This is a genomic window from Arthrobacter sp. Y3224055, assembly GCF_059090825.1.
On the sequence record NZ_JBNHGB010000002.1, the window covers coordinates 102,488 to 127,837 of the forward strand.

At 69.0% G+C, this 25,350-nt stretch carries 21 protein-coding genes; 16 read left to right on the forward strand and 5 right to left on the reverse strand.

All coding sequences use genetic code 11. The features are described 5' to 3' along the window. Positions 1-10 precede the first annotated feature (10 nt). The 5 genes from ruvB to AC5RTY_RS05810 all read left to right on the forward strand — a co-directional run bounded on the left by ruvB (position 11) and on the right by AC5RTY_RS05810 (position 6,971). Positions 11-1,069 carry a Holliday junction branch migration DNA helicase RuvB gene (ruvB, locus tag AC5RTY_RS05790; RefSeq protein ID WP_494128999.1) on the forward strand — a complete coding sequence of 353 codons (1,059 nt, stop codon included), beginning with the start codon at positions 11-13 and terminating at the stop codon, positions 1,067-1,069. A 142-nt stretch (positions 1,070-1,211) separates the two neighbouring features. Next, positions 1,212-1,655 (forward strand): preprotein translocase subunit YajC, encoded by a 444-nt coding sequence (yajC, locus tag AC5RTY_RS05795; RefSeq protein ID WP_494023013.1) that lies wholly within the window; start codon positions 1,212-1,214, stop codon positions 1,653-1,655. A 111-nt stretch (positions 1,656-1,766) separates the two neighbouring features. Further along, a complete protein-coding gene (gene secD, locus AC5RTY_RS05800; protein WP_493999824.1) occupies positions 1,767-3,494 on the forward strand; it encodes a protein translocase subunit SecD in 1,728 nt (575 codons plus the stop codon). Continuing rightward, on the forward strand, positions 3,495-4,490 hold the full coding sequence (gene secF, locus AC5RTY_RS05805; protein ID WP_494023015.1) for a protein translocase subunit SecF: 996 nt from the start codon (positions 3,495-3,497) through the stop codon (positions 4,488-4,490). A gap of 270 nt (positions 4,491-4,760) precedes the next feature. Beyond that, complete coding sequence (locus tag AC5RTY_RS05810; protein WP_494014064.1) at positions 4,761-6,971, forward strand: RelA/SpoT family protein; 2,211 nt, start codon at positions 4,761-4,763, stop codon at positions 6,969-6,971. A 58-nt stretch (positions 6,972-7,029) separates the two neighbouring features. Here the strand turns inward: AC5RTY_RS05810 and AC5RTY_RS05815 are convergent, their stop codons facing one another. The 3 genes from AC5RTY_RS05815 to AC5RTY_RS05825 form a co-directional block, all read right to left on the reverse strand. Further along, on the reverse strand, positions 7,030-7,641 hold the full coding sequence (locus tag AC5RTY_RS05815) for a type IV toxin-antitoxin system AbiEi family antitoxin (protein WP_494139196.1): 612 nt from the start codon (positions 7,639-7,641) through the stop codon (positions 7,030-7,032). 97 nt (positions 7,642-7,738) lie between these two features. Next, entirely contained in the window at positions 7,739-9,319 is a 1,581-nt protein-coding gene (locus tag AC5RTY_RS05820) for a DUF349 domain-containing protein (protein ID WP_494139197.1), read from the reverse strand. Positions 9,320-9,381: 62 nt separating this feature from the next. Next, positions 9,382-10,173 (reverse strand): peptidylprolyl isomerase, encoded by a 792-nt coding sequence (locus AC5RTY_RS05825; RefSeq protein WP_494139198.1) that lies wholly within the window; start codon positions 10,171-10,173, stop codon positions 9,382-9,384. A 195-nt stretch (positions 10,174-10,368) separates the two neighbouring features. On the opposite strand from AC5RTY_RS05825, the gene hisS reads away from it, so the two are divergent. Continuing rightward, positions 10,369-11,718, forward strand: coding sequence for a histidine--tRNA ligase (gene hisS, locus AC5RTY_RS05830; protein WP_494139199.1), 1,350 nt, complete (start codon positions 10,369-10,371; stop codon positions 11,716-11,718). 80 nt (positions 11,719-11,798) lie between these two features. On the opposite strand, the gene AC5RTY_RS05835 is transcribed toward hisS, so the two are convergent. Then, positions 11,799-13,049: an APC family permease gene (locus tag AC5RTY_RS05835; protein ID WP_493999817.1), complete on the reverse strand. Its 1,251-nt coding sequence runs from the start codon at positions 13,047-13,049 to the stop codon at positions 11,799-11,801. Positions 13,050-13,261: 212 nt separating this feature from the next. Between AC5RTY_RS05835 and aspS the strand changes: the two genes are divergently transcribed. The 3 genes from aspS (at position 13,262) to AC5RTY_RS05850 (ending at position 17,231) form a co-directional block, all read left to right on the forward strand. Next, a complete protein-coding gene (aspS, locus tag AC5RTY_RS05840; RefSeq protein WP_494139200.1) occupies positions 13,262-15,058 on the forward strand; it encodes an aspartate--tRNA ligase in 1,797 nt (598 codons plus the stop codon). Between the two features lie 82 nt (positions 15,059-15,140). After that, positions 15,141-15,755 (forward strand): GNAT family N-acetyltransferase, encoded by a 615-nt coding sequence (locus tag AC5RTY_RS05845; protein WP_494139201.1) that lies wholly within the window; start codon positions 15,141-15,143, stop codon positions 15,753-15,755. Between the two features lie 51 nt (positions 15,756-15,806). Continuing rightward, positions 15,807-17,231, forward strand: a complete 1,425-nt coding sequence (locus AC5RTY_RS05850) for a replication-associated recombination protein A (protein WP_494139202.1) — start codon at positions 15,807-15,809, stop codon at positions 17,229-17,231. A 50-nt stretch (positions 17,232-17,281) separates the two neighbouring features. Here the strand turns inward: AC5RTY_RS05850 and dtd are convergent, their stop codons facing one another. Next, positions 17,282-17,734, reverse strand: coding sequence for a D-aminoacyl-tRNA deacylase (gene dtd, locus AC5RTY_RS05855; RefSeq protein ID WP_493999813.1), 453 nt, complete (start codon positions 17,732-17,734; stop codon positions 17,282-17,284). A 270-nt stretch (positions 17,735-18,004) separates the two neighbouring features. On the opposite strand from dtd, the gene rpsD reads away from it, so the two are divergent. From rpsD to AC5RTY_RS05890, 7 genes are all read left to right on the forward strand, one after another. Beyond that, positions 18,005-18,631, forward strand: a complete 627-nt coding sequence (rpsD, locus tag AC5RTY_RS05860; RefSeq protein WP_493967703.1) for a 30S ribosomal protein S4 — start codon at positions 18,005-18,007, stop codon at positions 18,629-18,631. Positions 18,632-18,882: 251 nt separating this feature from the next. Continuing rightward, entirely contained in the window at positions 18,883-19,266 is a 384-nt protein-coding gene (locus AC5RTY_RS05865) for a DUF948 domain-containing protein (RefSeq protein WP_493999812.1), read from the forward strand. A gap of 18 nt (positions 19,267-19,284) precedes the next feature. Further along, positions 19,285-19,518 (forward strand): DUF6167 family protein, encoded by a 234-nt coding sequence (locus AC5RTY_RS05870; RefSeq protein ID WP_494023022.1) that lies wholly within the window; start codon positions 19,285-19,287, stop codon positions 19,516-19,518. Between the two features lie 76 nt (positions 19,519-19,594). After that, positions 19,595-22,273, forward strand: coding sequence for an alanine--tRNA ligase (gene alaS, locus AC5RTY_RS05875; protein WP_494139203.1), 2,679 nt, complete (start codon positions 19,595-19,597; stop codon positions 22,271-22,273). An 8-nt stretch (positions 22,274-22,281) separates the two neighbouring features. Further along, positions 22,282-22,854, forward strand: a complete 573-nt coding sequence (gene ruvX, locus AC5RTY_RS05880) for a Holliday junction resolvase RuvX (protein WP_494076820.1) — start codon at positions 22,282-22,284, stop codon at positions 22,852-22,854. Further along, complete coding sequence (gene mltG / locus AC5RTY_RS05885; RefSeq protein ID WP_494139204.1) at positions 22,851-24,410, forward strand: endolytic transglycosylase MltG; 1,560 nt, start codon at positions 22,851-22,853, stop codon at positions 24,408-24,410. The genes ruvX and mltG overlap by 4 nt, the downstream gene beginning before the upstream one ends. Then, positions 24,407-25,321: a shikimate dehydrogenase gene (locus AC5RTY_RS05890; RefSeq protein WP_494139344.1), complete on the forward strand. Its 915-nt coding sequence runs from the start codon at positions 24,407-24,409 to the stop codon at positions 25,319-25,321. The genes mltG and AC5RTY_RS05890 overlap by 4 nt, the downstream gene beginning before the upstream one ends. Positions 25,322-25,350 lie beyond the last annotated feature (29 nt).

Sequence of the window (25,350 nt, forward strand, 5' to 3'; positions counted from 1 at the left end):
GAACAACCGGCTGGTCGCCAACACGTCGGAAACCGAAGAACGGGCGATCGAATCGGCGCTGCGGCCCAAGAACCTGGACGATTTCGTGGGCCAGGCCCGGGTCCGCCAGCAGCTGTCGCTGGTGCTGGAGGCGTCCCGGATCCGCGAACGGACAGCCGACCATGTCCTGCTGTCCGGCCCGCCCGGACTGGGCAAGACCACGCTGGCCATGATCATCGCCGCGGAAATGAACGCGCCGCTGCGCATCAGCTCCGGACCGGCGATCCAGCACGCGGGCGACCTGGCGGCGATCCTGTCGTCGCTGACCGAAGGGGAGATCTTCTTCCTGGATGAGATCCACCGGATGTCGCGGCCGGCAGAGGAAATGCTCTACATGGCGATGGAGGACTTCCGGGTGGACATCGTGGTGGGCAAGGGCGCCGGCGCCACCGCCATCCCGCTCGACCTGCCGCCGTTCACCCTCGTCGGGGCCACGACGAGGGCCGGGCTGCTGCCGGGGCCGCTGCGCGACCGGTTCGGCTTCACCGGGCACTTGGAGTTCTACGCCGTCGCGGAGCTTGAGCTGGTGCTCCGCCGCTCGGCCATGCTGCTGGACCTCAAGGTCAGTTCAGCCGGTTTCGCCGAGATCGCCGGGCGCTCCCGCGGCACGCCCCGCATCGCCAACCGTCTGCTGCGCCGGGTGCGGGACTGGGCCCTTGTGCACAAGATCGAGGAGATCGATGCGCGTGCGGCAGCGGCGGCGCTCGATATGTACGAAGTCGACGAACGGGGACTGGACCGGCTGGACCGGGCGGTGCTCACCGCCCTGATCACCAAGTTCGGCGGCGGGCCCGTCGGTTTATCCACCCTGGCCATAGCCGTCGGCGAGGAAACCGAGACGGTGGAGACGGTGGCCGAGCCCTACTTGGTCCGCGAAGGGCTGCTCGGCCGGACGCCGCGCGGACGGATCGCCACCGCCGCGGCCTGGCAACACCTGGGGCTGGCGGTGCCGGATCACCTGACCGCGGGACAGACCGAAGACCTGCTCTCGGAACTGCTGGAGCCGGACACGGATTTCGCCGAAAACTGAAGCTTGACCGTGTCAGGGCGGTCACCGCGTAGAATGGTAGGAACGTGCGGAGTGCGCCGTCCCCCACGGGACGCGGCAGGCTGCGTACACGGTCCGGATTTTCCTACCGGTCCGCTCCAGACTTCTAGGACGGAACTTCCCTGTGTTCGTAAATCTCTTCACCGGCACCACTCCCCAGCAGCAGTCGGGCGGCATCGACGTGATGACCATCGCCCTGTTCGCCGTTTTCGCGCTGTTGATCTTCTTCATGTTCCGCAAGCAGAAGAAGGTCCAGGCGCAGATGCGCGAAAAGGCCGAGCGCATCAAGGAGCAGATGGTGCCGGGCACCGAGGTGATGACTCAGTTCGGCCTCTTCGGCACCGTCGTTTCCCTCGACCCCGACAACAACAAGGTGGTCCTTGAACTGTCGCCGGGCAACACCGCCACCGTGCACACCCAGGCGGTGAACGAAGTCGTGACCCCGGAGGCCCCCGAGGTTCCCGACGACGCCTCGTCCCTCACCGCGGAAAGCGCTACGCGCCCGGAGGAATCCGCCGAGGACACACTTAAGCGGCTCAACGAAGAGCAGAACAAAGACACCAAGTAGGCCAGCGACGGCTTAGCCGTATAGGCGTGCAGTGGCGGGGCATGCCCCGCCACTTCGCCATGTACCGGCCGGTTCCTCCGGCCGACTGAGCCGATGAGAGAAAGATCTTCCATGGCACGATCCGGTTCCACCAGCATTGCGCGGCGGACACTTATCTGGCTCGGTGTGCTCCTGGCCGCCGGCACCGTCATCCTGGGCAGCGGTGTATTCACCGGCCAGGCAAGCTGGGCGCCCAAGCTGGCGCTCGACCTTGAGGGCGGCACCCAGATGATCCTGGCTCCGCAGGTCCAGGGCGGCGGGGGCGAGATCACCGCCGAGCAGCTCAACCAGGCCGTGGAGATCATCCGCCAGCGCGTCGACGGCTCCGGCGTGGCGGAAGCCGAGATCACCACGCAATCCGGCCGCAACGTGGTGGTCAGCCTGCCCGGTGTCCCGGACCAGCGGACCCGCGAACTGATCCAGGCGTCGGCCGCCATGGAATTCCGCCCGGTGCTCACCGTTGCGCCGGGTTCCGCCGTTCCGGAGGAGGAGCGGACGCCCGAAGCGGACCTTCCGAAACCGGCGGCCGAACCGAAGAACGCCAGCGACTTGAACTGGATCACCCCGGAGCTCTACCAGGAGTTCGAGGCGCTGGAGTGCCTTGACCCGGCCGCGGCCGCAGAGGAGACCGAGCCGGCCGACCCGGCCAAGCCAACCGTCGCCTGCGAACCGGATACCGGCATGAAGTACATCCTGGGCCCGGTGGAGGTGCCCGGCACGGACATCGCCGACTCCAGCTTTGGCCAGGTGCGCGGCACCCAGGGACAGACGCTGAACCAGTGGGCGGTGAACATCGAGTTCAACAGCGAGGGAACCGCAACCTTCAAGGAAGTGACCGAACGGCTGTTCGGGCTCTCCGGCGCCCAGAACCAGTTCGCCATCGTGCTGGACGGCGAGGTGATTTCCGCTCCCACGACCAACGCGGTCATCCCCGACGGCAAGCCGCAGATCACCGGCAACTTCACGGAGGAATCGGCCCGTGTCCTCTCCGAGCAGCTGAAGTACGGCGCGCTGCCGATCAGCTTCGAGATCCAGAGCGAGCAGCAGATTTCCGCCACCCTGGGCGCCGACCAGTTGCGGATGGGCCTGATCGCCGGGCTCATCGGCCTGGCGCTGGTCGCCGCCTACTCGATCTTCCAGTACCGCATGCTCGGCCTGGTGACCATCGCGTCGCTGGTGGTGGCCGGCATTTTGACGTATCTGGCGATCGCGATCCTGGGCTGGACCGAAAACTACCGGCTGTCGTTGGCCGGGGTCGCCGGCCTCATCGTGGCGATCGGCCAGACCGCCGACTCGTTCATCGTCTACTTCGAACGCATCCGCGACGAACTGCGCGAGGGCCGGGGCCTGGTCTCGGCCGTGGACAACGGCTGGAAGCGCGCACGGCAAACCGTGCTGGCTTCCAAGGCGGTCAACCTGCTGGCCGCCGTCGTGCTCTACTTCGTGGCGGTGGGCAACGTGCGCGGTTTTGCCTTCACGCTGGGCCTGACCGCGGTGGCCGACCTCCTGGTGGTCTTCATGTTCACGCACCCGACCATGCAGCTGCTGGCACGCACCAAGTTCTTCGGCGAGGGCCACCGCTTCTCGGGCCTGGATCCGCGCCTGCTGGACGCGGTGCCGCTGTACCGAGGGGCGGGCCGGATCCGCCAGCCCGGCGAACGCAAGGTGCCGGTGCGGGCCAAGAACGCCGCGGCGGCTGCCGAAGCCGACCGCCGCCAGACCATCGCCGAACGCCGGGCGGCCGAGAAGCAGCGCGCCACCAGCGGCGCGGGCCGCGGGTCCGACAAGGAGAGCAACTAAATGGCCAACTTTGCTAAGTGGGGCAACGATCTCTACACCGGCAAGCGCTCCTACGACTTTGTCTCCAAGTACAGGCTCTGGTTCGGCATTGCCGCCGCCGCGATCCTCCTGTCCATCGTGGTGCCGTTCGTCAAGGGCGGGTTCAACCTGGGCATCGACTTCCGCGGCGGCTCCGAGTTCACCGTGTCCAACGTGGAAAACACCGACGTCGGTCCCGGCGAGGCGGCCGTGGCCCAAGTCGCGGCGGATGCCGATCCCCGCGTGACGAACATCGCCCCGGGGACCATGCGGATCCAGACCGAGCGGCTGGACGACGACCAGACCCTGGAACTGCGCGACGCCCTCGTCGAAGCCTACGACGTCGAGTCAGACGAGGTGACGTCCTCGTACGTCGGTCCCACCTGGGGTGCCGACGTGACCCGGCAGGCGATCTGGGGCCTGGTGGTGTTCGTTGTGCTGGCGGCGATCATGATGGCGCTGTACTTCCGGACCTGGAAGATGTCCGTCGCCGCGCTCAGCGGCCTGGTGGTGGTGCTCATCGTGACCGCCGGCATCTATTCGCTGAGCGACTTCGAGGTGACGCCCTCGGCGATCATCGGCTTCCTGACCATTTTGGGGTACTCGCTGTACGACACGGTGGTGGTCTTCGACAAGATCCGCGAGAACACGGAAGACCTGGACAAGTCCACCAGGAGGACCTTCGCGGAGGAGGTCAACCTCGCCGTGAACCAGACCCTGGTCCGGTCCATCAACACCTCCGTGGTCGCCGTCCTGCCGGTCGCCGCCATCTTGTTCATCGGCGCGTTCCTGCTCGGCGCCGGCACGTTGAAGGACGTGTCCCTGGCACTGTTCATCGGCATCATCATCGGCACCGCCACCACAATCTTCATTGCGGCGCCGATGTATGCGCGGCTCCGGGCCAAGGAACCGGCGCTGCTCAAGCAGGCCAAGAAGGTGGAAGAACGGCGCCGCACCGAGGCCGCCCCCGTCGGGTGATGCCGTACCGGAACGACCGGGCCGCCGGACGAGCATAGAATGGTTTGCGGAACAGTGCTGGGCTGTGCGCCGCTGCCTTGCGGGCTGTAGCGTCGGTTCCAGGACTCATCGGGAAGGCGGGAAGGATTGGCCGAACACCTCAGGTCGACGGACCAGGCCAGTGACGCCGGTGTGACACCGGATCCTGGTCCTTCTGTTGTGCCCGCGGCCGCCGAAGCCCCGGGCAACGCACCGGTCCGCCATGCCTTCCCGGGGCGCCGGGAACGGACGATGTCCCGGCTTGCCCGGCTGGCCGGCCGGGGCGGGACCAGCTACTCGCCCATCCTGGAGCCGCTGCTGCGCACCGTCCGGGCCAACAACCCGCGCGAGGACTTCGACCTGATCCACCGCGCCTTCGTGGTGGCCGAGCGCAGCCACCGCGGGCAGAAACGCAAGAGCGGCGACCCGTACATCACCCACCCGGTGGCTGTGGCCACGATCCTCGCGGAACTGGGCATGACGGGCACGACGCTGGCCGCCGCCCTGCTGCACGACACGGTCGAAGACACCGAGTACACGCTCGCCGACCTGAAGGCGGAGTTCGGTCCGGAAATCGCGATGCTGGTGGACGGCGTCACCAAGCTGGACAAGGTGCAGTTCGGCGACGCGGCCCAGTCCGAGACCGTGCGCAAAATGGTCGTGGCGATGGCCAAGGACATCCGCGTCCTGGTGATCAAGCTGGCCGACCGGTTGCACAACGCCCGGACCTGGCGCTTTGTCTCGCCGGAGTCGTCGGCGAAGAAGGCGCGCGAAACCCTGGAGATCTTCGCCCCGCTGGCGCACCGGCTGGGCATGAACACCATCAAGTGGGAGCTGGAAGATCTTTCCTTCGCGGCCCTGCACCCGAAGGTCTACGAAGAGATCGTGCGGATGGTGGGGGAGCGCACCCCCGAACGGGAGAAGTACCTGACGACGCTGCGCACCAAGATCGGCGACGACCTGCGCGCGGTGAAGATCAAGGCCACGATCACCGGCCGGCCCAAGCACTACTACTCCATCTACCAGAAGATGATCGTGCGGGGTAAGGACTTCGACGACATTCACGACCTGATGGGCATCCGGGTACTGGTAGACACGGTCCGCGACTGCTACGCGGCACTCGGTGCCCTGCATGCGCGCTGGAACCCGCTGCCCGGCCGGTTCAAAGACTACATCGCCATGCCCAAGTTCAACATGTACCAGTCGCTGCACACCACGGTGATCGGCCCGGGCGGCAAGCCGGTGGAAATCCAGATCCGCACCCACGAGATGCACCGCCGCGCCGAGTACGGCGTCGCGGCCCACTGGAAGTACAAGGACATTGCCCGCGGCGGGACGGCCGACGGCGGTGACATGGGCTGGCTGCGCAGCCTGGTCGACTGGCAGCAGGAGACCAGCGACCCCGCCGAATTCCTGGACTCCCTCCGGTTCGAAATCAACGCCAAGGAAGTCTTCGTCTTCACGCCCAAGGGCGAAGTCATGGCGCTGCCGGCAGGATCAACGCCGGTGGACTTTGCCTATGCCGTGCATACCGAGGTCGGCCACCGCACCATCGGTGCCCGGGTCAACGGCAAGCTGGTCCCGCTGAACAGCGAACTCAGCCACGGCGACTGGGTGGAGATCTTCACCTCCAAGGCGGAGGGCGCCGGTCCCAGCCAGGACTGGCAGGGCTTCGTCAAGAGCCCGCGGGCACGGAACAAGATCCGCCAATGGTTCACCAAGGAGCGCCGCGAAGAGGCGATCGAAAAGGGCAAGGACCAGCTCACCCGCGCCATGCGGAAGCAGAACCTGCCGCTGCAGAAGATGATGACGCACGACGCGTTGATGTCGGTGGCGCAGGAACTTCACCACGCCGACGTGTCGGCGCTGTACGCCGCCGTGGGCGACGGCCATACGTCCGCCCAGAACGTGATCGAGCACTTGGTCGGCCTGCTCGGCGGACGCGAGGCGGTCGAGGAGGCCGAGCCGTCGCTCCCGACGACAGTCAGGCGGCCGAAGCATCCGGACTCCGGCGTCACGGTCGTGGGGGTCGGCGACGTCTGGGTCAAGCTGGCCCGGTGCTGTACCCCGGTCCCGCCGGATCCCATCATCGGATTCGTTACCCGGGGCTCGGGCGTCTCGGTGCACCGGTCCGACTGCCGCAACGTGGCGGAACTGCGCGAAAGCCCCGACCGGATCGTCGATGTCGCGTGGGCGCCCACCCAGTCCAGCGTGTTCCTGGTGGAGATCCAGGTCGAGGCGCTGGACCGCAAGAGCCTGCTCTCCGACGTCACCCGGGTGCTCGCCGAGAACCATGTCAATATCCTCTCGGCCACGGTGCATACCTCGAGCGACCGGCTCGCGATCTCGCGGTTCTCCTTCGAGATGGGCGACCCGAAGTACCTCAGCCATGTGCTCAGCGCGGTCCGGCGCATCGACGGCGTCTACGACGTGTACCGCACCTCGGGGTCCCAGCGCCGCTGATCCGCCCGCCCGCGGGGAAACGCCACTCCGCGGCCGCCGCGCAGGAACGTTTCCGCCGTCAGGCCGTACCCGTCGCCGAGTCCAGGCGCTGCAGGGCCCGGGCCTTGCCCGGCAGCCTCGGCCTCGCCTCGACCGCCTGCCGGACGGCGTCCAGCGGGCAGCCGAGCCCGCTGGCCCCGGCCAGCGCCCGCAACACGGGGATGGCCTCTTGGTCCGGAACGTGCAGGGCCACGTCCAGCGCGGTCCTCAGCGGCGTGCTCACCGGGACCCCGCCGATGGTCACGGTATCGAGGGGGCCAAGTGTCACTTCGTGGATCAGGGCAAGGCGGTACCGGCCCTGCGACGTGGTCCTGTGCCGGTGGTCCAGCAGCACCGAGAGTTTCTGCGGGGCCGGCGCGCAGCCGTAGACCCATGCCGCCGTCATCCTCCCCAGCACCACTTTCCGGCGGACATGCCCGGGCAGGCTGAAGTACGCCGCTGCCGCACGGTGTCGGGGCGTGATCGGCTCCCATGGCAAGGCAAACCCCGGACCGTAGACGTTGACTAAGAGGCCCTCCAGGCGCATGCACTCAAGTTCGCTGCGGCTGAACGGATGCCCCGGCCGCAGTACCGCCGGCGCGGCCTGGGCGATACGTTCAGCCGCCATGGCGGCGGGATGTAGACGGGCCATGCAGACAGCATGCCAAACGGGCCGGGACAGCCGAAGGGCCCCCGAACGCCTTGTGAAAGCCGTTCGGGGGCCCTCGGGTTGTGTAGGGCTTAGTCCTCTAGGAGAAGTCCTCCGCTGAGCGCTGCAGCGTGTCGAGCCACTGGCGGCGCGCCTCCAAGGCCTCCCGGGCCTTGGCGATCCGCCGCTGGTCGCCGGCCTTTTCGGCCTGAGCCAGGTCATCCTCGAGCCCGGCGATGGCCGACTCGAGCTGGGACAGGGCACTGTTGGTGCGGGCCTTGGTCTCCGGATTCGTCCGGCGCCAGTGATCGTCCTCCGCGGCCTTGACCGCATCCTCGACCTTGCGCAGGCCGGCATCGATCCGCTGCATGTCGCCGCGCGGAACCTTGCCGGCTTCCTCCCAACGATCACGGATGGACTGCAGGGCCTTCTTGGCTGCGGACAGGTCGGTCACTGGCAGCAGCGCCTGCGCCTCGGCGACCAGCGCTTCCTTGACCACCAGGTTGGCGGCGAACTCCTGGTCGATTGCCTCGTTGGCGGCCTGGCGTGCCGCGAAGAACCTGTCCTGCGCCGCCCGGAACCTGGCCCAGAGCGCGTCGTCGTCCTTGCGGCTGGCGCGCTTGGATGCCTTCCAATCGTCCATCAGCTTCCGGTACTCGGCCGCGGTGTGGCCCCAGTCCGTGGAGGTGGAAAGCTCTTCGGCCCGGGCGATCAGGGCTTCCTTGGCGGCCTTTGCCGCGGCGTTGTCGCTGTCCAGTTGGCTGAAGAACGCGCGGCGGTGCCGATCAAAGACCGTCCGTGCCGAGCGGAAGCGTTTCCACAGTGCGTCCTCGGTGCTGCGGCCCAGCCGGATGCCGTTCTTCTGGGCGGCCTTCCACGCGTCGAAGAGTTCGTTCATGCGGGCGCTGCTGGTTTTCCACTGCACCGACGACGGGTCCTTGCCGGCGATCTCCTCGGCTTCGGCGACGATGGCTTCGCGGGCCGCCAGTTCTGCGGCTCGCTGGGCTTCCTGGTTTGCCCTCTCGGCCTTCTGCAGTTCGCTGATGGCTGAGCCAAGTTTCGCCAGCCGGGACTCGAGCGCGGGCACGTCGCCCACCATGTGCCGCTCGGCCACCTGGGCCTTCAGATGCTCAAGGGTCTTGTGCATGTCGTTGGAGGGAGCCTTGGCTTCGACCCGCTGTTCCAGCAGGGCAGCCTGGGCCGCCACGTCGTCATACTTGCGCACGAAGTAGGCCAGCGCCTCGTCCTTGCTGGCGTCCGGGTACTGTCCGACCGGATGTTCCTGCCCGTCGACCAGCAGGAAGACGTGGCCGTCGTCGGTGACTCGGGCCCACTTGGACGCCTCGGACAGCGGTGTGGAGGCGACCGCCGGAACAGGGATGACGTGCTGTGCGGGGGCAGCGGCAGCAATCTTTCCCGGCATGGCCGCCGGCGTGGGCTTGCGGCCCGGGGCGGGCTTCGGGGCCGGTTTGCCTGCCGGCTTCGGGGCACTGGGGGAGGGCGCGGCCGGGGCCTGCTCGGTTGCCGGCTCAGCGGGTGCCGCCTCTGCGGCAGGCGGCTGGCCGGCTGCCGAGCCGTTTGCCGTTTGGTCGGTCGGAACCTGTTCCGCTGCCAAACCGTTTGCGGCTTGTTCGGTCTCGGCGGTCTGGGCTGCTTCGTCGGATTGCTGACTGGGTGTCACCGCTAGAACTCTTTCGCTTGTGCCTGGGGCCGCGTATTCAGCGGCACCATCGTGGTGGGTGCTCACTGGAGGGTGAACGACTCTATTGTTACCGGTATCTTAGGCGGGCCGTCCTGGCTGTCGGCATCCTCGACGCCTCCGGCCGCGATCTGCTCGATGACGTCCAGCCCTTCGGTTACCTTACCCATAATCGTGTAGCCGCCGGTATCTTGCGGGATGGTGGAATCTTTCCACGCAATGAAGAACTGCGTCCCGTTGCTGTAGGTATCGGCACCGCGGGCGACGGCGATTGTGCCGGCCGGATACACGCCGTCTTCGGGGGTGTTCTCCACCGGGCCCCACTGGTATGCGGGATCGCCGCCGCCGGCCCCGTCCACGGAACCGCACTGCAGCACGCCCATGCTGGCGGCGGTGGTGAGCCGGTGGCAGTTCTTGCCCTCGAAGAAACCGTCCCGGGCCAAGGTGCTGAAGACCGCTGCCGCCTGCGGCGCCACGTTGCCGTCCAGTTCCACACCGATATCGCCCTCGTTCGTGGCGATGGTGCCGTTGAAGACCTTTCCCTCGGCGATCTCCGGCGACGGGATGCCGGCCGCGTTGGCGGAGGGCGGCGGCGAGGCGACGCCTTGCGGGTCTTCGAGGCCTCGGCGGACCTGTTCCACCTCGGACGGAGTGGGGTTCGAGGCGAACACGGTCATCTGGACGATCACGCCGCCGGCTACCAGTGCCGCCAAGGCTGCGCCGGCGATGATGTTGTCGCGCTTGCGCCGCGCCGCCTGCTGCCGGCGCAGGTCGCGTTTGGCCTCCATCCGGGCGATGCGGCGCCGGGTTTCGCGGTCATGACGGCTCCGGGCCAAAGCTCCTCCTGGTCGTTGCGCTGAACGGCTCCGCCCGGCGCCGGGGCGGCGCCCGGCAGCGCGTTTGGTTCCGCTGCCGTGGCAGGCCTTAAACTGGTCCAGCAGCAAGTCTAGCGATCCGGTGCCGCAGCACCGCCGTCGGCTTCAATGCACCCGCCTCATCCTTACCCCTCATCTACTAGGAGATACGTCCGTATGGCACGCAAGGCCTCCCTGTCAGGCTTCCCGGAATGGCTTCCGCAGGAGAGGCTTGTGGAGCTGCATGTTCTGGATTCCCTGCGCCGGACGTTTGAGCTGCACGGTTTCTCCTCCATCGAGACCCGCGCCGTCGAAACCGTGGCCCAGCTGCTGCGCAAGGGCGAGATCGACAAAGAGGTTTACGGCCTGCACCGCCTGCAGGCCGACGAATCCGAGGGCAAGTCCGAAGACAAGCTGGCCCTGCACTTCGACCTCACGGTCCCGTTCGCCCGCTACGTCGTGGAGAACGCCGGCCACCTGGCCTTCCCCTTCCGCCGGTACCAGATCCAGAAGGTCTGGCGGGGCGAACGTCCGCAGGAGGGCCGGGCCCGCGAGTTCACCCAGGCGGACATCGACGTGGTGGGCGACGGCGAGCTGCCCTTCCGCTACGACGTGGAGCTGGCGCTGGTCATCGTCGAGGCCCTCAGCGCGCTGCCCATCCCCGAGTTCAAGCTGCGCGTGAACAACCGCAAGCTGGCCGAAGGCTTCTACCGCGGGATAGGGCTGACCGACACCGCCGGGGTGCTGCGCAGCATCGACAAGCTGGAGAAGATCGGTCCCGAGAAGGTTGCCGCGCTGCTGCAGGAAGAACTGGGCGCCACCGACGAACAGGCGCAGGCCGCGCTGAAGCTGGCATCCATCCGCACCGAGGACACCTCCTTCGTGGACCAGGTGCGGGCGCTCGGTGTCCGGCACGAGCTGCTGGACACCGGCCTGGCCGAGCTGGAGGAAGTAATCGGCGAGGCGCACCGGCGCGCCCCGGGCAAGGTGCTGGCCGACCTGAGCATCGCCCGCGGCCTGGACTATTACACCGGCACGGTCTACGAAACCGTCCTTGTGGGCCATGAGCAGCTGGGATCCATCTGCTCCGGAGGCCGTTACGACGCGCTGGCGGCCAAGGGCAACCGGACCTTCCCCGGCGTCGGCCTCTCCATCGGCGTGACCCGGCTGGTCATGCGGATCCTGGGACAGGAGTTCGCCGTGGCGTCCCGGCAGGTGCCGACGACCGTGCTGGTCGCACTGGCCAACGAGGACAGCTGGTCGCAGGCCCAGGACGTGGCGGGGGAGCTGCGTTCACGCGGCATCAGCGTGGAGGTAGCCGCGAAGGCAGACAAGTTCGGCAAGCAGATCAAGTACGCGGACCGCCGCGGCATCCCCTACGTCTGGTTCACCTCCGTGGCCGACGACGGCAGCCTCAGCCACGAGGTCAAGGACATTCGCTCCGGCGACCAGGCCGCGGCGGATCCGGCGGTCTGGACCCCTCCGGCGGAGGATCTGGCCCCGCAGATCACCGCGGCCGCCAACTAAGGGCGGCCGCGGCCGGGCGGCCCTGCTCAGCGGCCGCGGCCGGGCGGCCCCGCTCAGCAGCCGCGGCCGGGCGGCCCCGCTCAGCCGCCCGGACGGCGGCGGACCGGCGCCAGCGCCGCGCGGCCGACCACGCCCGCGCCGAGCACCGCCAGCATCATCACCACGGACGTGACCGGCAGGGTGAAGGCCAGCAGCAGGCAGCCGAGGAGCCCTGCGACATTCAGCAGCTTCGGCGCGTGCCAGGGCCGCTCGTCGAGGGTGAGGGCGGCCGCATTCGTGACGCTGTAGTAAATCAGCACGCCGAAGCTGGAGAGCCCCACCACGGCGAGCACATCCTGGGTGAGCAGCAGGAAAATGACGACGGCGGCCACCACCAGGTCCGCCGCCCACGGAACCTTGAACCGGGTGCCCACCGTGGCGAAGACGCGCGGCAGGTCGCCTTCCCGGGCCATGGCGAACGTGGTCCGGCCGACACCGGCGATCAGCGCCAGCAGGGCGCCCAGGCTGGCGAGGGCGACTGCGATGCCCATGGCCGTGGTGCCCACGCCGCCGCCGACCTCCTCCATGACGGCGCGCAGCGGGGCATCGCTCTCCGCCAGCAGCTCGGGTCCCAGGTAGCGCAGCAGTCCCAGGCCGATCAGCACGTAGAGCACGAAGGTAATCAGCAGCGCGGAGAAAATAGCGAGCGGAATCAGCTTCTTTGGTTCCCGGATCTCTTCGCCCATGGTGGCGATCCTGGCGTAGCCGGCGAAGGCGAAGAAGAACAGCCCCGCGGCCTGCAGCACACCATACGGGGACGTGGCGATCTGCCCGCCCGGGACCCCGACCGGATCGGCGTCGAAGGCCACAACGACCGCGAACACCAGCACGGCGGCCACGAACGACACGATCCACCGGGTCACCCAAGCGGTCCGGGTGATGCCCAGCAGGTTGATCGAGGTCAGCACGACGACGGCGGCCACGGCAGCGGCCGTGGCATACTCCGGGAAAACGTAGAGGCCGAAGGTCAGGGCCATGGCCGCGCAGGAGGCAATCTTGCCGGTCACGAAGCTCCAGCCGGCCAGGAAGCCGGGCCATTCGCCCAGCCGCTTCCGTCCGTAAATGTACGTGCCGCCGCTGGTGGGGTAGAGGGCGGCCAGCTGCGCAGTCGCCGCCGCGTTGCAATAGGCCACGAACGCCGCGATGCCCAGCGCCAGCGGCAGCCACGAACCGGCCGCGGCGGCCGCGGGACCAAACACCACGAAGACGCCGGCACCGATCATGGATCCGACGCCCACGGTGGTCGCGTCGACCCCGCCGAGGCGGCGTTCCAGCGACGATTCACTACTCACAGTTGCTCCAGCTCCTTGCCCGCTGCGCCCCGGCGCCGGCCGGCCGGTCCGGGCCATTTCCCCTCGCGCGGCGGCAGCCGAGGTCCGGGGCGCAGCTTGATCAACGGTAAACTCGTCTACATCTCCACTCACCATAGCCGTACCCCGCCGCCGCACCAGGTAAACAGCGGGCGGCGAACAGATGAGCGAATCGTTCTACCGGAAGGACTGTTGTGCTGCGCACACACGACCTCGGCACCCTCAGGGCCGAGCACATCGGACAAACCGTTACCCTCGCCGGCTGGGTGGCCCGCCGCCGCGACCACGGTGGTGTGGCGTTCCTGGACCTGCGCGACGCCTCCGGTGTGGCGCAGGTAGTAGTCCGCGAGGAGGACGTGTTCCATTCGCTCCGCAATGAATACGTGCTGCAGATCAAGGGCACCGTGGAGAAGCGTCCGGAGGGCAATGAGAACCCGGCCCTCGCCACCGGTGAGGTGGAGGTCATGGCGGAGGACGTCGTCGTCCTCAACACCGCCGACCCGCTGCCGTTCCAGGTGGACGAGCACGTGGAGGTGGGCGAGGAGGCCCGCCTCAAGCACCGCTACCTGGACCTGCGCCGGCCTGGCCCCTCGAAGGCGCTGCGGCTGCGCTCGGAAGCCAACCGGGTGGCGCGCGAGCTCCTGCACGGCGACGGATTCGTGGAGATTGAGACCCCGACGCTGACCCGCTCGACGCCCGAAGGCGCCCGCGACTTCCTGGTCCCGGCGCGCCTGGCCCCGGGGGCCTGGTACGCGCTGCCGCAGTCCCCGCAGCTGTTCAAGCAGTTGCTGCAGGTGGGCGGCTTCGAGAAGTACTACCAGATTGCCCGCTGCTACCGCGACGAGGACTTCCGCGCCGACCGCCAGCCGGAGTTCACCCAGCTGGACATCGAGGCCAGCTTCGTGGACCAGGACGACATCATCGCCCTGGGCGAGCGGATCGTGCAGGCCCTGTGGCGGCTGGTCGGCGTCGAGATCAGCACCCCGATCCCGCGGATGACCTACGCCGAGGCGATGGACAAGTACGGTTCGGACAAGCCGGACCTGCGGTTTGGCCAGGAACTGACCGAGCTGACCGAATTCTTCAAGGACACCACGTTCCGTGTCTTCCAGGCGCCCTACGTGGGTGCCGTGGTGATGCCCGGCGGGGCGTCGCAGGCCCGCCGCACCCTGGACGCCTGGCAGGAGTGGGCCAAGCAGCGCGGCGCCAAGGGCCTTGCCTACGTGCTGGTCCAGGAGGACGGGGAGCTGACCGGCCCGGTGGCCAAGAACCTCACCGACTTCGAGCGCGAGAACCTCGCGGGCACCGTGGGCGCCAACCCCGGCGACTGCATCTTCTTCGCGGCCGGCGACCGTGCCGCCTCCCGAGCGCTGCTGGGTGCGGCGCGCGTGGAAATCGGCCACCGCACCGGCCTGATCAACGAGGGCGACTGGGCGTTCGTCTGGGTGGTCGACGCGCCCATGTTCGAGCCTGCCGAGGCGGCCGTCGCCTCCGGCGACGTGGCCGTGGGCGGCGGCAAGTGGACGGCCGTGCACCACGCCTTCACCTCGCCGAAGCCGGAGTTCATGGACACCTTCGACACCGACCCGGAGTCGGCGCTGTCCTACGCCTACGACATCGTTTGCAACGGCAACGAAATCGGCGGCGGCTCCATCCGTATCCACCAGCGTGACATGCAGGAACGCGTGTTCAAGGTGATGGGGCTGGACAAGGAGTCCGCGCAGACCAAGTTCGGCTTCCTGCTGGAGGGCTTCAAGTACGGCGCCCCGCCGCACGGCGGCATCGCCTTCGGCTGGGACCGCGTGGTCGCCCTGATGGCCGGCGAGGAGTCCATCCGCGAGGTCATCGCTTTCCCGAAGACCGGCGGCGGCTACGACCCGCTCACCGCGGCGCCGGCACCGATCACGCCGCAGCAGCGCAAGGAAGCCGGCGTCGACGCCAAGCCGCAGCCCAAGGACGCGGCCAAGGAGGCCGGGGCCAAGGCGGAGTAGCCGGGCACTGATCCGTCCCTGACGTACGACGGCGGGCGCGCACCCCTTGCGGTGCGTGCCCGCCGTGCTGTCTGCTGGGAGCATGCAGACAGCTGCTGCCGGCGCCGGCGTCGCCGTCGTCCCGGCAAACCAAGCCTCCTGGGAGGATCTGCAGGCAGTCTTCGGCACCCGCGGCGAAGCGGCGCGTTGCCAATGCCAGTGGTTCCAGACCCCCGCGGCCCGGTGGCGGGAGGAGCTGGTCGAGGAACGGGCTTTCCGGCTCCGGGCCGAAACCCGGTGCGGTGATCCAGAGGCCGGTTCCACCAGCGGCCTGGTGGCCTACCTGGACGGCGAACCGGCCGGCTGGTGCGCCGTGGAACCCCGGACGGCCTACCGGCGCCTGCGCACCAGCAGGGTGGTGTGGGCCGGACGCGACGAAGACCCCGACGACGGGACGGTGTGGGCGGCGGTGTGCTTCACCACCAGGACCGGCTTCCGGCGCCGCGGCATCAGCCGGGCCCTGGCTTCGGCGGCCGCCGCCTGGGCAAAGGAGAACGGCGCCCGCGCCATCGAGGGCTACCCGCTCATCCCCAAGCCCGGGCAGCGGCTGACGTGGGGCGAACTGTACGTGGGCAGCCACAGCATCTTCAGCGCGGCGGGTTTCCGCGAGGTCACCCGCCCCACGCCCCGCCGCGCCGTGATGCGCATCGACTTTTAGGAATAGCGCGGCCGGTCCCCGGGCGTCAGGGGGCAACGATAGCCTTGACGTGTGAGTGACTTGTTCAGTGCCGCCGCGGGCGATGATGAAGACTACGACGGCGACGGCCGGGGACCGGATTCCGACGGCGAGGCCGACGCCGGATCCGGGCGTCCGCGCAGCCCGCTGGCGGTCCGGATGCGGCCGCGCACGCTGGACGACGTGGTCGGCCAGCAGCACCTGCTCCAGTCGGGATCGCCGCTGCGGCTGCTGGCCGCCGGCGGTGCGGCCACCGGACCGGCGGGGCCGTCCTCGGTGATCCTGTGGGGCCCGCCGGGCACCGGCAAGACCACCCTGGCGCACGTGATCGCCCGCGGTCCCGGCCGCAAGTTCGTGGAGCTCTCCGCCATCACCGCCGGCGTCAAGGACGTGCGCCGGGTGATGGACGAGGCCCTGACCGCCCGCGACCTGCACCGGATCACCACCGTGCTGTTCCTCGACGAGATCCACCGCTTCAACAAGGCGCAGCAGGACGCGCTGCTGCCCGGCGTCGAGAACCGCTGGGTGGTGCTGGTCGCCGCGACCACCGAGAACCCGTCGTTCTCCGTGGTCTCGCCCCTGCTGTCCCGCTCGCTGCTGCTGACGCTGCAGCCGCTGACCGCCGCCGACATCGAGGCCCTGCTGGTGCGCGCCGTCGCGGACGAGCGCGGGCTGGCCGGGCGCGTGGCCCTCAGCGACGAGGCACTGGAACACCTCGTGCGGCTGGCCGCCGGCGACGCGCGCCGCGGCCTCACCGCGCTGGAAGCCGCCGCCGGAGTGGCCTGGGGCGAGTCCGGCGGAACGGGCGAGGACGGCGCCCCGGTCCTCGTCGAGCTCGCCCATGCCGAGCGTGCCATGGACCGTGCCGCGCTGCGCTACGACCGGGCCGGCGACCAGCACTACGACATCACCAGCGCCTTCATCAAGTCGATGCGCGGCTCCGACGTGGACGCGGCGCTGCACTACATGGCCCGGATGCTGGAGGCGGGGGAGGACCCGCGGTTCGTGGCCCGCCGGATCGTAATCCATGCGTCCGAGGACGTCGGCATGGCCGACCCCACCGCGCTGCAGACGGCCGTCGCCGCCGCCCAGGCCGTGCAGCTGATCGGCATGCCCGAGGCCCGGCTGGTGCTGGCCCAGGCCGTGGTCCACATCGCCACCGCACCGAAGTCGCCGGCCTGCTACCTGGCGATCAACGCGGCAGTGGCGGACGTGCGCGCCGGACGCGGCCAGGGAGTTCCCGTGCACCTGCGCGACTCCCACTACGCCGGCGCCAAGGGGATGGGCCACGGGAAGGGCTACGTGTACTCGCACGATGCCCCGCACGGGATCGCCACCCAGCAGTACGCACCCGACGACCTGGTGGGCCGGAACTACTACGAACCGACCACCAACGGCGCCGAGCGGGAGATCTCCGCCCGGGTGGACCGGCTGCGGAAGATCATCCGCGGCCAATAACGACGGCGGTGCGCGGCGTCCAACGACGGCGCTGCCCGGCGCGGCACGCCCTAATCGCGGCGCGGCTTGCCGAAGTCCTCCGTGTCCAGGCTGACGGTGAACGGGCCGGAATTCACCAGTTCCAGCTCCATCATCGCGCCGAACACGCCGGTTTCGACCTGCGCGCCGAGCACCCGCAGCGCCGCCACGAAGTCCTCCACCAAGGGTTCGCCGACCGCCGCCGGGGCGGCCGCCGACCAGGACGGCCGCCGGCCGCGGCGGGTGTCGGCGTACAGGGTGAACTGGCTGACCACCAGCAGCGGGGCGCCGGCCGTGGCACACGACTGCTCGCCGTCGAGGATCCGCAGCTGCCAGGTCTTCTGCGCCAGCGCCACGGCGTCGTCAGGGGTGTCGGTGTGGGTGGCGCCGACCAGCACCACCAGTCCGGGACCGGGCAGGGCGCCCACCACGGCGCCGTCGACACTGACGCTGGCGCGGCTGGCGCGCTGCAAAATGGCTCGCATGGACCCAGCCTAGGCAAAGCCGCCGCTGCACACGAATGGCGGCGGCCGGAAGCCGGCACCCGGACGCGTGCGGCAGCAACCCGAGCTGCTGCTAGAATGGTTGGCTGACTGGCAAGCCGTTCTTCACGCGCCGTCAAACCCCGGATCACATCAGAGGTGGGGCCAGACGCGTGCCGCGAACGGACTGTAGCTGAAGGTAGCGGTTGACCAACGCTCTCCGATACATGGAGGCCAGCAAACCATTGCACCGCACATAACTGGAAGGACATCGTGGCTAACAACACACGAGCCCGCCGCAAGGTCCGCATTTCGCGTGCCCTTGGCATTGCCCTGACGCCCAAGGCTGAGAAGTACATGGAGCGTCGCCCGTACGGCCCCGGCCAGCACGGACGCGCCCGCCGCAAGCAGGACAGTGACTACGCCGTACGTCTGCGCGAGAAGCAGCGTCTGCGTGCCCAGTACGGCATCCGCGAAGCACAGATGACCCGTGTCTTCGAGGAAGCCCGCAACACCGCCGGCCTGACCGGTGAAAACCTGATCGAGCTGCTGGAAATGCGTCTTGACGCCCTGGTGCTGCGTGCCGGCTTTGCCCGCACGATTGCCCAGGCCCGCCAGCTGGTGGTGCACCGCCACATCATGGTTGACGGCAAGCGCGTGGACCGCCCGTCCTTCCGCGTTTCCGAAGGCCAGCTGATCCACGTCCACGAGCGCTCCGAGAAGATGCCCCCGTTCCAGGTGGCAGCTGCCGGCGCTCACCGCGACGTGCTCCCCAACGTTCCGGCGTACCTGGATGTCGCTTTGGAGAAGCTGCAGGCCCGCCTGGTCCGCCGCCCCAAGCGCTCCGAGGTCCCCGTGACCTGCGAAGAGCAGCTGGTGGTCGAATACTACGCTCGCTAGGCCCGTTGTCCCGGGCGTGAAACCCCGGGACAGCACCTGCGAGATGCCGTCCCCGTGCGCGGGGTCGGCGCAGAACAGCCCGCGGCATCGCCGCGGGCTGTTCAGTAGGTAAGGTGTTGTCAGTGGCGGTACGGTGCCTGCGTCCAGGTGCGCCCCGCCGTCGTTAGCCGGAACCCGCAGCCGATGGCCCGCCCATGCCGCGCGCGGAACCGGAGTACGCCAAGAACCAACAAATAGGAGCGTTTGAGCCCATGTCAGGTGGAGATATCGCCGGTCTGATCGCCGCGGGCGTGTTCGCGGTGCTGGTGGCCCTGCTGGCCATACCGGTCTGGAAGCTCGGCAAGGTGTTTGACGAACTGCGCCAGGCAATCCGGGACATCAGCGACGGCACCACGCCGCTGATCGGCGAAGTCACCACCACGGTGAGCACCACCAACGAACAGCTCAGGAAGGTCGACGGGATCTCCAACCACGTCTCGGACGCCTCCGCCAACCTGTCGGCCCTGACCTCGCTGGTCTCCGCGACCCTGGGCTCGCCCCTGATCAAGGTGGCCGCCTTCTCCTACGGCGTGCGCAGCGCCTTCAATTCCGCCGGCAAGGGCGCGCCCGAGGGCAAGCGCCGCCGCGGCCGCTGACCGGAAAGAGGAACCGACATGAAGCGAATGATCTGGATGGCCGCCGGCGTGGCGATCGGCGTGCTCGCGGTACGCAAGGTGTCCCAAACGCGTGACGCGTTGGGCCCGGCGGGACTGAACCGCGCCCTGGCGCAGGTGGCCGACTCCGTGGCCAACTTCGCCGACGCGGTCCGCGACGGCATGCAGGAACGTGAAACCGACCTGCGCCTGGCCCTGGGCATCGATTCCGCCGACGACGTCCGCAAGCGATAAGTTTTTTTACGGTCACCGAAGCCGCAGCCCGGCGCCCACAACCGTATTGCACCCCGGAAGGTAAGACACAGGCACCATGAAATCCCATGAGATTGTCCGCCGCTGGCTCGACTTCTTCGAGAAGAAGGGCCATTCCGTGGTCCCCTCCGCGTCCCTCGTGTCGCCGGATCCCTCGCTGCTGTTCACCGTGGCCGGCATGGTGCCGTTCATCCCGTACCTGACCGCCCGCGAGACGCCGCCGTACCCGCGCGCCACCAGCGTGCAGAAATGCATCCGCACCGCGGACATCGAAGAGGTCGGCAAGACCGTCCGGCACGGCACGTTCTTCCAGATGTGCGGCAACTTCTCCTTCGGCGACTACTTCAAGGAACAGGCCATCGCGATGGCCTGGGAACTGCTGACCAGCCCGGTGGAGCAGGGCGGCTACGGCCTGCCGCCGGAGAAGCTCTGGATCACCGTGTACGAAGAGGACGAGGAAGCACTGGCCATCTGGCGCGACCAGGTGGGCGTTCCGGCCGAGCGGATCCAGAAGTCCGGCAAGAAGGACAACTACTGGTCCACCGGCCAGCCCGGCCCGGCCGGCCCCTGCTCGGAAATCTTCTACGACCGCGGCCCGGAGTACGGGATCGAGGGCGGCCCGATCGCCGACGAGACCCGCTACATCGAAATCTGGAACCTGGTCTTCATGCAGTACCAGCGCGGCGCCGGCATCGGCAAGGAAGACTTCGAGATCCTGGGCGAATTGCCGCAGAAGAACATCGACACCGGCCTTGGCATGGAACGCCTCGCGATGATCCTGCAGGGCGTGGAGAACATGTACGAGACGGACCAGGTCCGCCCCGTGCTGGACAAGGCCGCGGAGATCTCCGGCAAGGAGTACACCAGCGCCGAGTCCGACGACGACCCGCACCACGGCGACGACGTGCGAATGCGCGTGGTGGCCGACCACATCCGCTCCGCCCTGATGCTGATCTCCGACGGCGTGACCCCCTCCAACGAGGGCCGCGGCTACGTGCTGCGCCGGCTGATCCGCCGCGCGGTGCGCGCCATGCGCCTGCTCGGCGTGGAACGCGCCTGCCTGCCGGACCTGCTGCCGGTCTCCCGGGATGCGATGAAGGGCACCTACCCGGAAGTGGCCGAGGACTTCGAGCGCATCAGCCGGATTGCCTACGCCGAGGAGAAGGCGTTCCTGCGCACCATCGCCTCCGGCACCGCGCGGCTCGAAGAGGCCGTGAAGGAATCCAAGGCCGCCGCCAAACCGATCTCCGGCGAGGACGCCTTCACCCTGCACGACACCTACGGCTTCCCGATCGACCTGACCCTCGAGATGGCCGAGGAAGCCGGCCTGCAGGTGGACGAGGCCGGATTCCGCACGCTGATGGCCGAACAGCGCGAGCGCGCCCAGGCCGACGCCCGCGGCAAGAAGCTGGGCCACGCCGACGTGACCGTCTTCCGCGAGATGCTCGCCGATGGCGAGACCGTCTTCACCGGCTACGACGAACTCACCACCGAATCCACGGTGCGAGGCATCGTCCGCGGCGGCGAAGTGCGCGGCTTCGCCGGCCAGGGCGAGGAAATCGAACTGGTGCTCGACGCCACCCCGTTCTACGCCGAGGCCGGCGGGCAGTCCGCGGACGTCGGGCTGATCACCGGCGACGGGTTCGTGGTCGAGGTGCTCGACGTGCAGAAGCCCGTCAAGGGCCTGAGCGTGCACAAGGCCGTGGTGCGCGAGGGCGAACTGCCCTCCGGCGCCACGGTGCAGGCCGCCGTCGACGCCCAGCGACGCCAGGCCGGCGAGCAGGCGCACACCGGCACGCACATCATCCATGCGGCCCTGCACCAGATCCTGGGCCCGGAGGCGCTGCAGCGCGGTTCCTTCAACAAGGCCGGCTACCTGCGCTTCGATTTCTCCTGGGGCGAGGGCCTCTCCGACGCCGCCAAGTCGGAGGTCGAAGAGGTCTCGAACCTGGCCATCCGCAACAACTTCGAGGTCCAGACCCGCGTCATGCCGCTGGCCCAGGCCCGCGAGCTGGGCGCCATGGCGCTGTTCGGCGAGGCCTACGGGGACACCGTGCGCGTGGTGGAGATCGACGGCGCGTGGTCCCGCGAACTCTGCGGCGGCACCCATGTGGAGGCCACCTCGCAGATCGGTTCGCTGACCCTGCTGGGCGAGGCATCGGTGGGTTCGGGCAACCGGCGCGTGGAGGCGTTCGTGGGCATGGAGGCCTTCCGCCACATGGCCGCCGAGCGCGCGCTGGTGAACGAACTCTCCGAAATGCTGAAGGTGCCGGGGGCACAGCTGCCCGAGCGGATTTCCGCCACCCTGGCCAAGCTCAAGTCCGTGGAGAAGGAGCTGGACAAGCTCCGCAAGGAACAGCTCGCCGCCTCGGCCGCCTCGCTGGTGGCCCAGGCCCAAGATGTGGCTGGGGTCCGGCTGCTGGCGCACCATGCCGGCGAACTCAGCGGCGCGGACGACCTGCGCAGCCTGGCCCTGGACCTGCGGACGCGGCTGGGCTCCGACCCGGTCACCGTGGCGATGACGGGGGTGGCCAACGGCCGGCCCCTGATCCTGGTGGCCACCAACGAGGCCGCCCGTGCCGCCGGTGTCAAGGCCGGCGCCTTGGTCAAGACCGCCGCCGGAGTACTGGGCGGCGGAGGCGGCGGCAAGGACGACGTCGCGCAGGGCGGCGGGTCCGATGCCACCAAGATCGACGAGGCACTGGCCGCCGTGACGGCCGCGGTCGCCAACCGCTAGGGCATCCGGTGTCTGTTCCCGATTATCCGCACGGCACCAAGCTTGGTGTCGACGTCGGCGCGGTGCGCGTGGGCGTGGCCAGCTGCGATCCGGACGGGATCCTGGCCACCCCGGTGCGCACCCTGAAGCGCGACGCCAAGAAAGACAGCGACGTCAGGGTCCTGGTGCGGGAGGCCGCCGAGCGGGACGCAGTGCAGGTGTTCGTTGGGCTGCCGCGCACCCTCTCCGGCGGCGACTCGGCCTCCACCGAAATGGCCCGCGACTACGCCCGGAAGCTGGCCGCAGCGCTGGCCGGGGCGGGGTCGGGCGCCCGGGTCAACCTGATCGACGAGCGCCTGACGACGGTGGCGGCGCACCGCGGGCTGCGGGAGGCTGGTATGGATACGCGTCAACATCGTAAAGTAGTTGATCAGGTAGCCGCAGTGGGTATACTGCAGCAGGCTATTGACATGCAACGGGCCCAAGGGCAGGACGTGGGGACACCTGTCGCACCGCCCGCCGGCAGCCATGTGCCGGCTGCCAGCCATGAGGAGCCGACGATTTCGCACGGACATGACCGAAGCGGGGACCCCGGGACATGAGCAAGCACCCCGACGACTGGAACAACCTGCCGTCCCGGCGCGCCGCACGCGGCCGCCAGGCCGCCGACCCGCGCTTCGACGACACCGTCCCGCCGTACTGGGACGACGACGCCGTACCCGAATGGGAGGAAGCGCCCGCGGACGAGGCGTGGCCTTCTCCGCCCGCCCACCCCGCCGCGCCCGCGGCCCCCGTCGCCGCGGCTCGGTACGAGCCGGAACCCGGCGTCGGGGACGCACCGGTTGCGGCCGGCTGGGACGAGCCGGAACCCATCATCGAGGACGAACGGTCCGCCGCCTGGCATGAACCGGAGCCGGCCACCGTGGTCCAGCAGCAGGTTCCCGCCGAGGACGGCGAAGCGGAGCAAAACTGGGACGTGGCCGACGACGGCGTCGTGTACCAGGACGACGGACAGGTCTACCATGACGGCCGGCTGGACTTTTTCGAGGACGAACCGGCGCCCGGCCGCAAGGGCCCGCCCCGCAGCAAGCAGCGTGCCCGCCGCCGGCGCAACACGATCATGCTGGTGGTGTTCGCGGTCTTCGCCGCCGGACTGGTCGGCGTCGTGCTGTTCCTGCAGAACCTGCTCGGCATGGGCGGCGGCCCCGAAGACTACGCCGGCCCCGGGGAGGGGCAGGTGACCTTCACCGTGGAACAAGGCGCCGGCCCGCTGGCCATCGCCAGTTCCCTCGTGGAGCAGGACATCGTTTCCAACAGCGAAATATTCCTGGGCGAGCTGGCCAGCCAGGCCAACGGCCGGGAGGTCCAGCCCGGCGACTACGAGATGCAGTACAAGCTGCCCGCCGCCGACGCGGCCGCCATCCTGCTCGCGGACGTGGGGGAGAAGGTTTCCTACGTTGCCATCAACCGCACCTGGCGGCAGAACGAGGTGTTCGACGCCCTGAGTAAGGGCACGAAGATCCCGGCCTCCGAGTTCGCGGAGCTGGCCAAGAATCCGCAGCAGTTCGATTTGCCCAAGGACGCACGGAACCTGGAAGGGTACCTGTTCCCCGGAGAGTACCGCTGGCCGCTGGACGCCACCGCGGAGGACATCATCTCCGAACTGGTCGCCAACACCAAGGAGCGGCTGACCGCGGACGGCATCACCGATCCGCAGGAACAGTTCCGGGTGCTGACCATCGCGAGCATCATCGAAGCAGAGGCCGGCGAGGCCGACTACGCCAAGGTCGCCGGGGCCATCCAGAACCGGCTCAAGCCGGACAACACCGAGACGAACGGCCTGATCCAGTCCGACGCCACGGTCACCTATGGGCTGGGCCGGAAGGGCTACGACATCACGCCCGAGGAGAAGGCCGACAAGTCCAATCCGTACAACACGTACGCGCACACCGGGCTGCCGGCCGGGCCGATCAACTCACCCGGCGGGCCTGCCATCGACGCGGCCGCCAACCCGGCCGACGTCCCCTACTACTACTGGGTGACGGTCAACTTGGACACCGGCGAGACCAAGTTCGCCGAGACCCTGGCGGAGCACAACGCGTACACCAAGGAATACCTGCAGTGGTGCAGCGAGCAGGAAGAGGGCCGGTGCAGTTGACCGCCCGTCCCGCGGACGGCGTGCCGGCCGGCACGCGGCCCGCTTCCCGGCAGTACCAGGCGGCGGTGCTCGGCCATCCGATCGACCACTCCCGGTCGCCGGCCCTGCACCGCGCGGCCTATGAGTTGATCGGCTTCGACTGCAGCTACCGGGCCATCGATCTCACGGCGGACCGGGTGCCGCAGTTCGTCCGGGACCTGCGCGCGGAGCGGGACTGGGCCGGGCTGTCGGTGACCATGCCGCTGAAGGCCGCCATGGTCGGCCAGATGGACCGGGTCAGCGAACTGGTGGACGTGCTGGGAGTGCTCAACACCGTGGTTCCCGAGTACGACGGCGGGGGCCGGGTGACGCTCTCCGGCCACAACACCGACGTGGCCGGCATCGTCGGCGCGCTGCGCCACGGCGGCGTCGCAGAGGGCGGGCCGGCGGTCATCCTCGGTGGCGGCGGCACCGCCGCCGCGGCCGCGGCCGCGCTGGGGGACCTGAAACCGTCCGAGGTGACCCTGTGCCTGCGGAACCCGGCCGGCGCCGGGAGCGTGCAACGCATCGCCCGGCACGTCGGCCTGCCGCTGCGGGTGGCCGGGTGGGACCAGGCGGCCGCCGCGCTGCGGCAGGCCGGGACGGTGGTCTGCACGCTGCCGCCGCGCGCCGCCGATTCACTGGCCGCGGAGCTGGCGGCGGAGGCCGGAACGGACCGGAGCGGACGCGTGCTGCTCGACGTCGCCTACGATCCCTGGCCCAGCGACCTGGCAGCCGTATGGGAAGGCCAGGGCGGCTCGGTGGTCCATGGTTTGGAAATGCTCATCTACCAGGCCGTGGAACAGGTGCGCTTGTTCGCCGGCGATCGCTTCACCGACGCCGCCGAAGTCACAAATGTGATGTGTGACGCGGTAGGTGCACCGCGGCGCTAAACAGCCCGCCGATGCATGGCAGTATTGAA

What these genes read in the sequence shown, in the direction of transcription:
- AC5RTY_RS05810 (WP_494014064.1), top strand. Translation starts at nt 4,761, where the DNA reads ATGTCCCGGCTTGCCCGGCTGGCCGGCCGGGGCGGGACCAGCTACTCG.
- alaS (WP_494139203.1), top strand. Translation starts at nt 19,595, where the DNA reads ATGAAATCCCATGAGATTGTCCGCCGCTGGCTCGACTTCTTCGAGAAG.
- secF (WP_494023015.1), top strand. Translation starts at nt 3,495, where the DNA reads ATGGCCAACTTTGCTAAGTGGGGCAACGATCTCTACACCGGCAAGCGC.
- AC5RTY_RS05870 (WP_494023022.1), top strand. Translation starts at nt 19,285, where the DNA reads ATGAAGCGAATGATCTGGATGGCCGCCGGCGTGGCGATCGGCGTGCTC.
- dtd (WP_493999813.1), bottom strand. Translation starts at nt 17,734, where the DNA reads ATGCGAGCCATTTTGCAGCGCGCCAGCCGCGCCAGCGTCAGTGTCGAC.
- hisS (WP_494139199.1), top strand. Translation starts at nt 10,369, where the DNA reads ATGGCACGCAAGGCCTCCCTGTCAGGCTTCCCGGAATGGCTTCCGCAG.
- AC5RTY_RS05815 (WP_494139196.1), bottom strand. Translation starts at nt 7,641, where the DNA reads ATGGCCCGTCTACATCCCGCCGCCATGGCGGCTGAACGTATCGCCCAG.
- mltG (WP_494139204.1), top strand. Translation starts at nt 22,851, where the DNA reads ATGAGCAAGCACCCCGACGACTGGAACAACCTGCCGTCCCGGCGCGCC.
- secD (WP_493999824.1), top strand. Translation starts at nt 1,767, where the DNA reads ATGGCACGATCCGGTTCCACCAGCATTGCGCGGCGGACACTTATCTGG.
- AC5RTY_RS05845 (WP_494139201.1), top strand. Translation starts at nt 15,141, where the DNA reads ATGCAGACAGCTGCTGCCGGCGCCGGCGTCGCCGTCGTCCCGGCAAAC.
- AC5RTY_RS05865 (WP_493999812.1), top strand. Translation starts at nt 18,883, where the DNA reads ATGTCAGGTGGAGATATCGCCGGTCTGATCGCCGCGGGCGTGTTCGCG.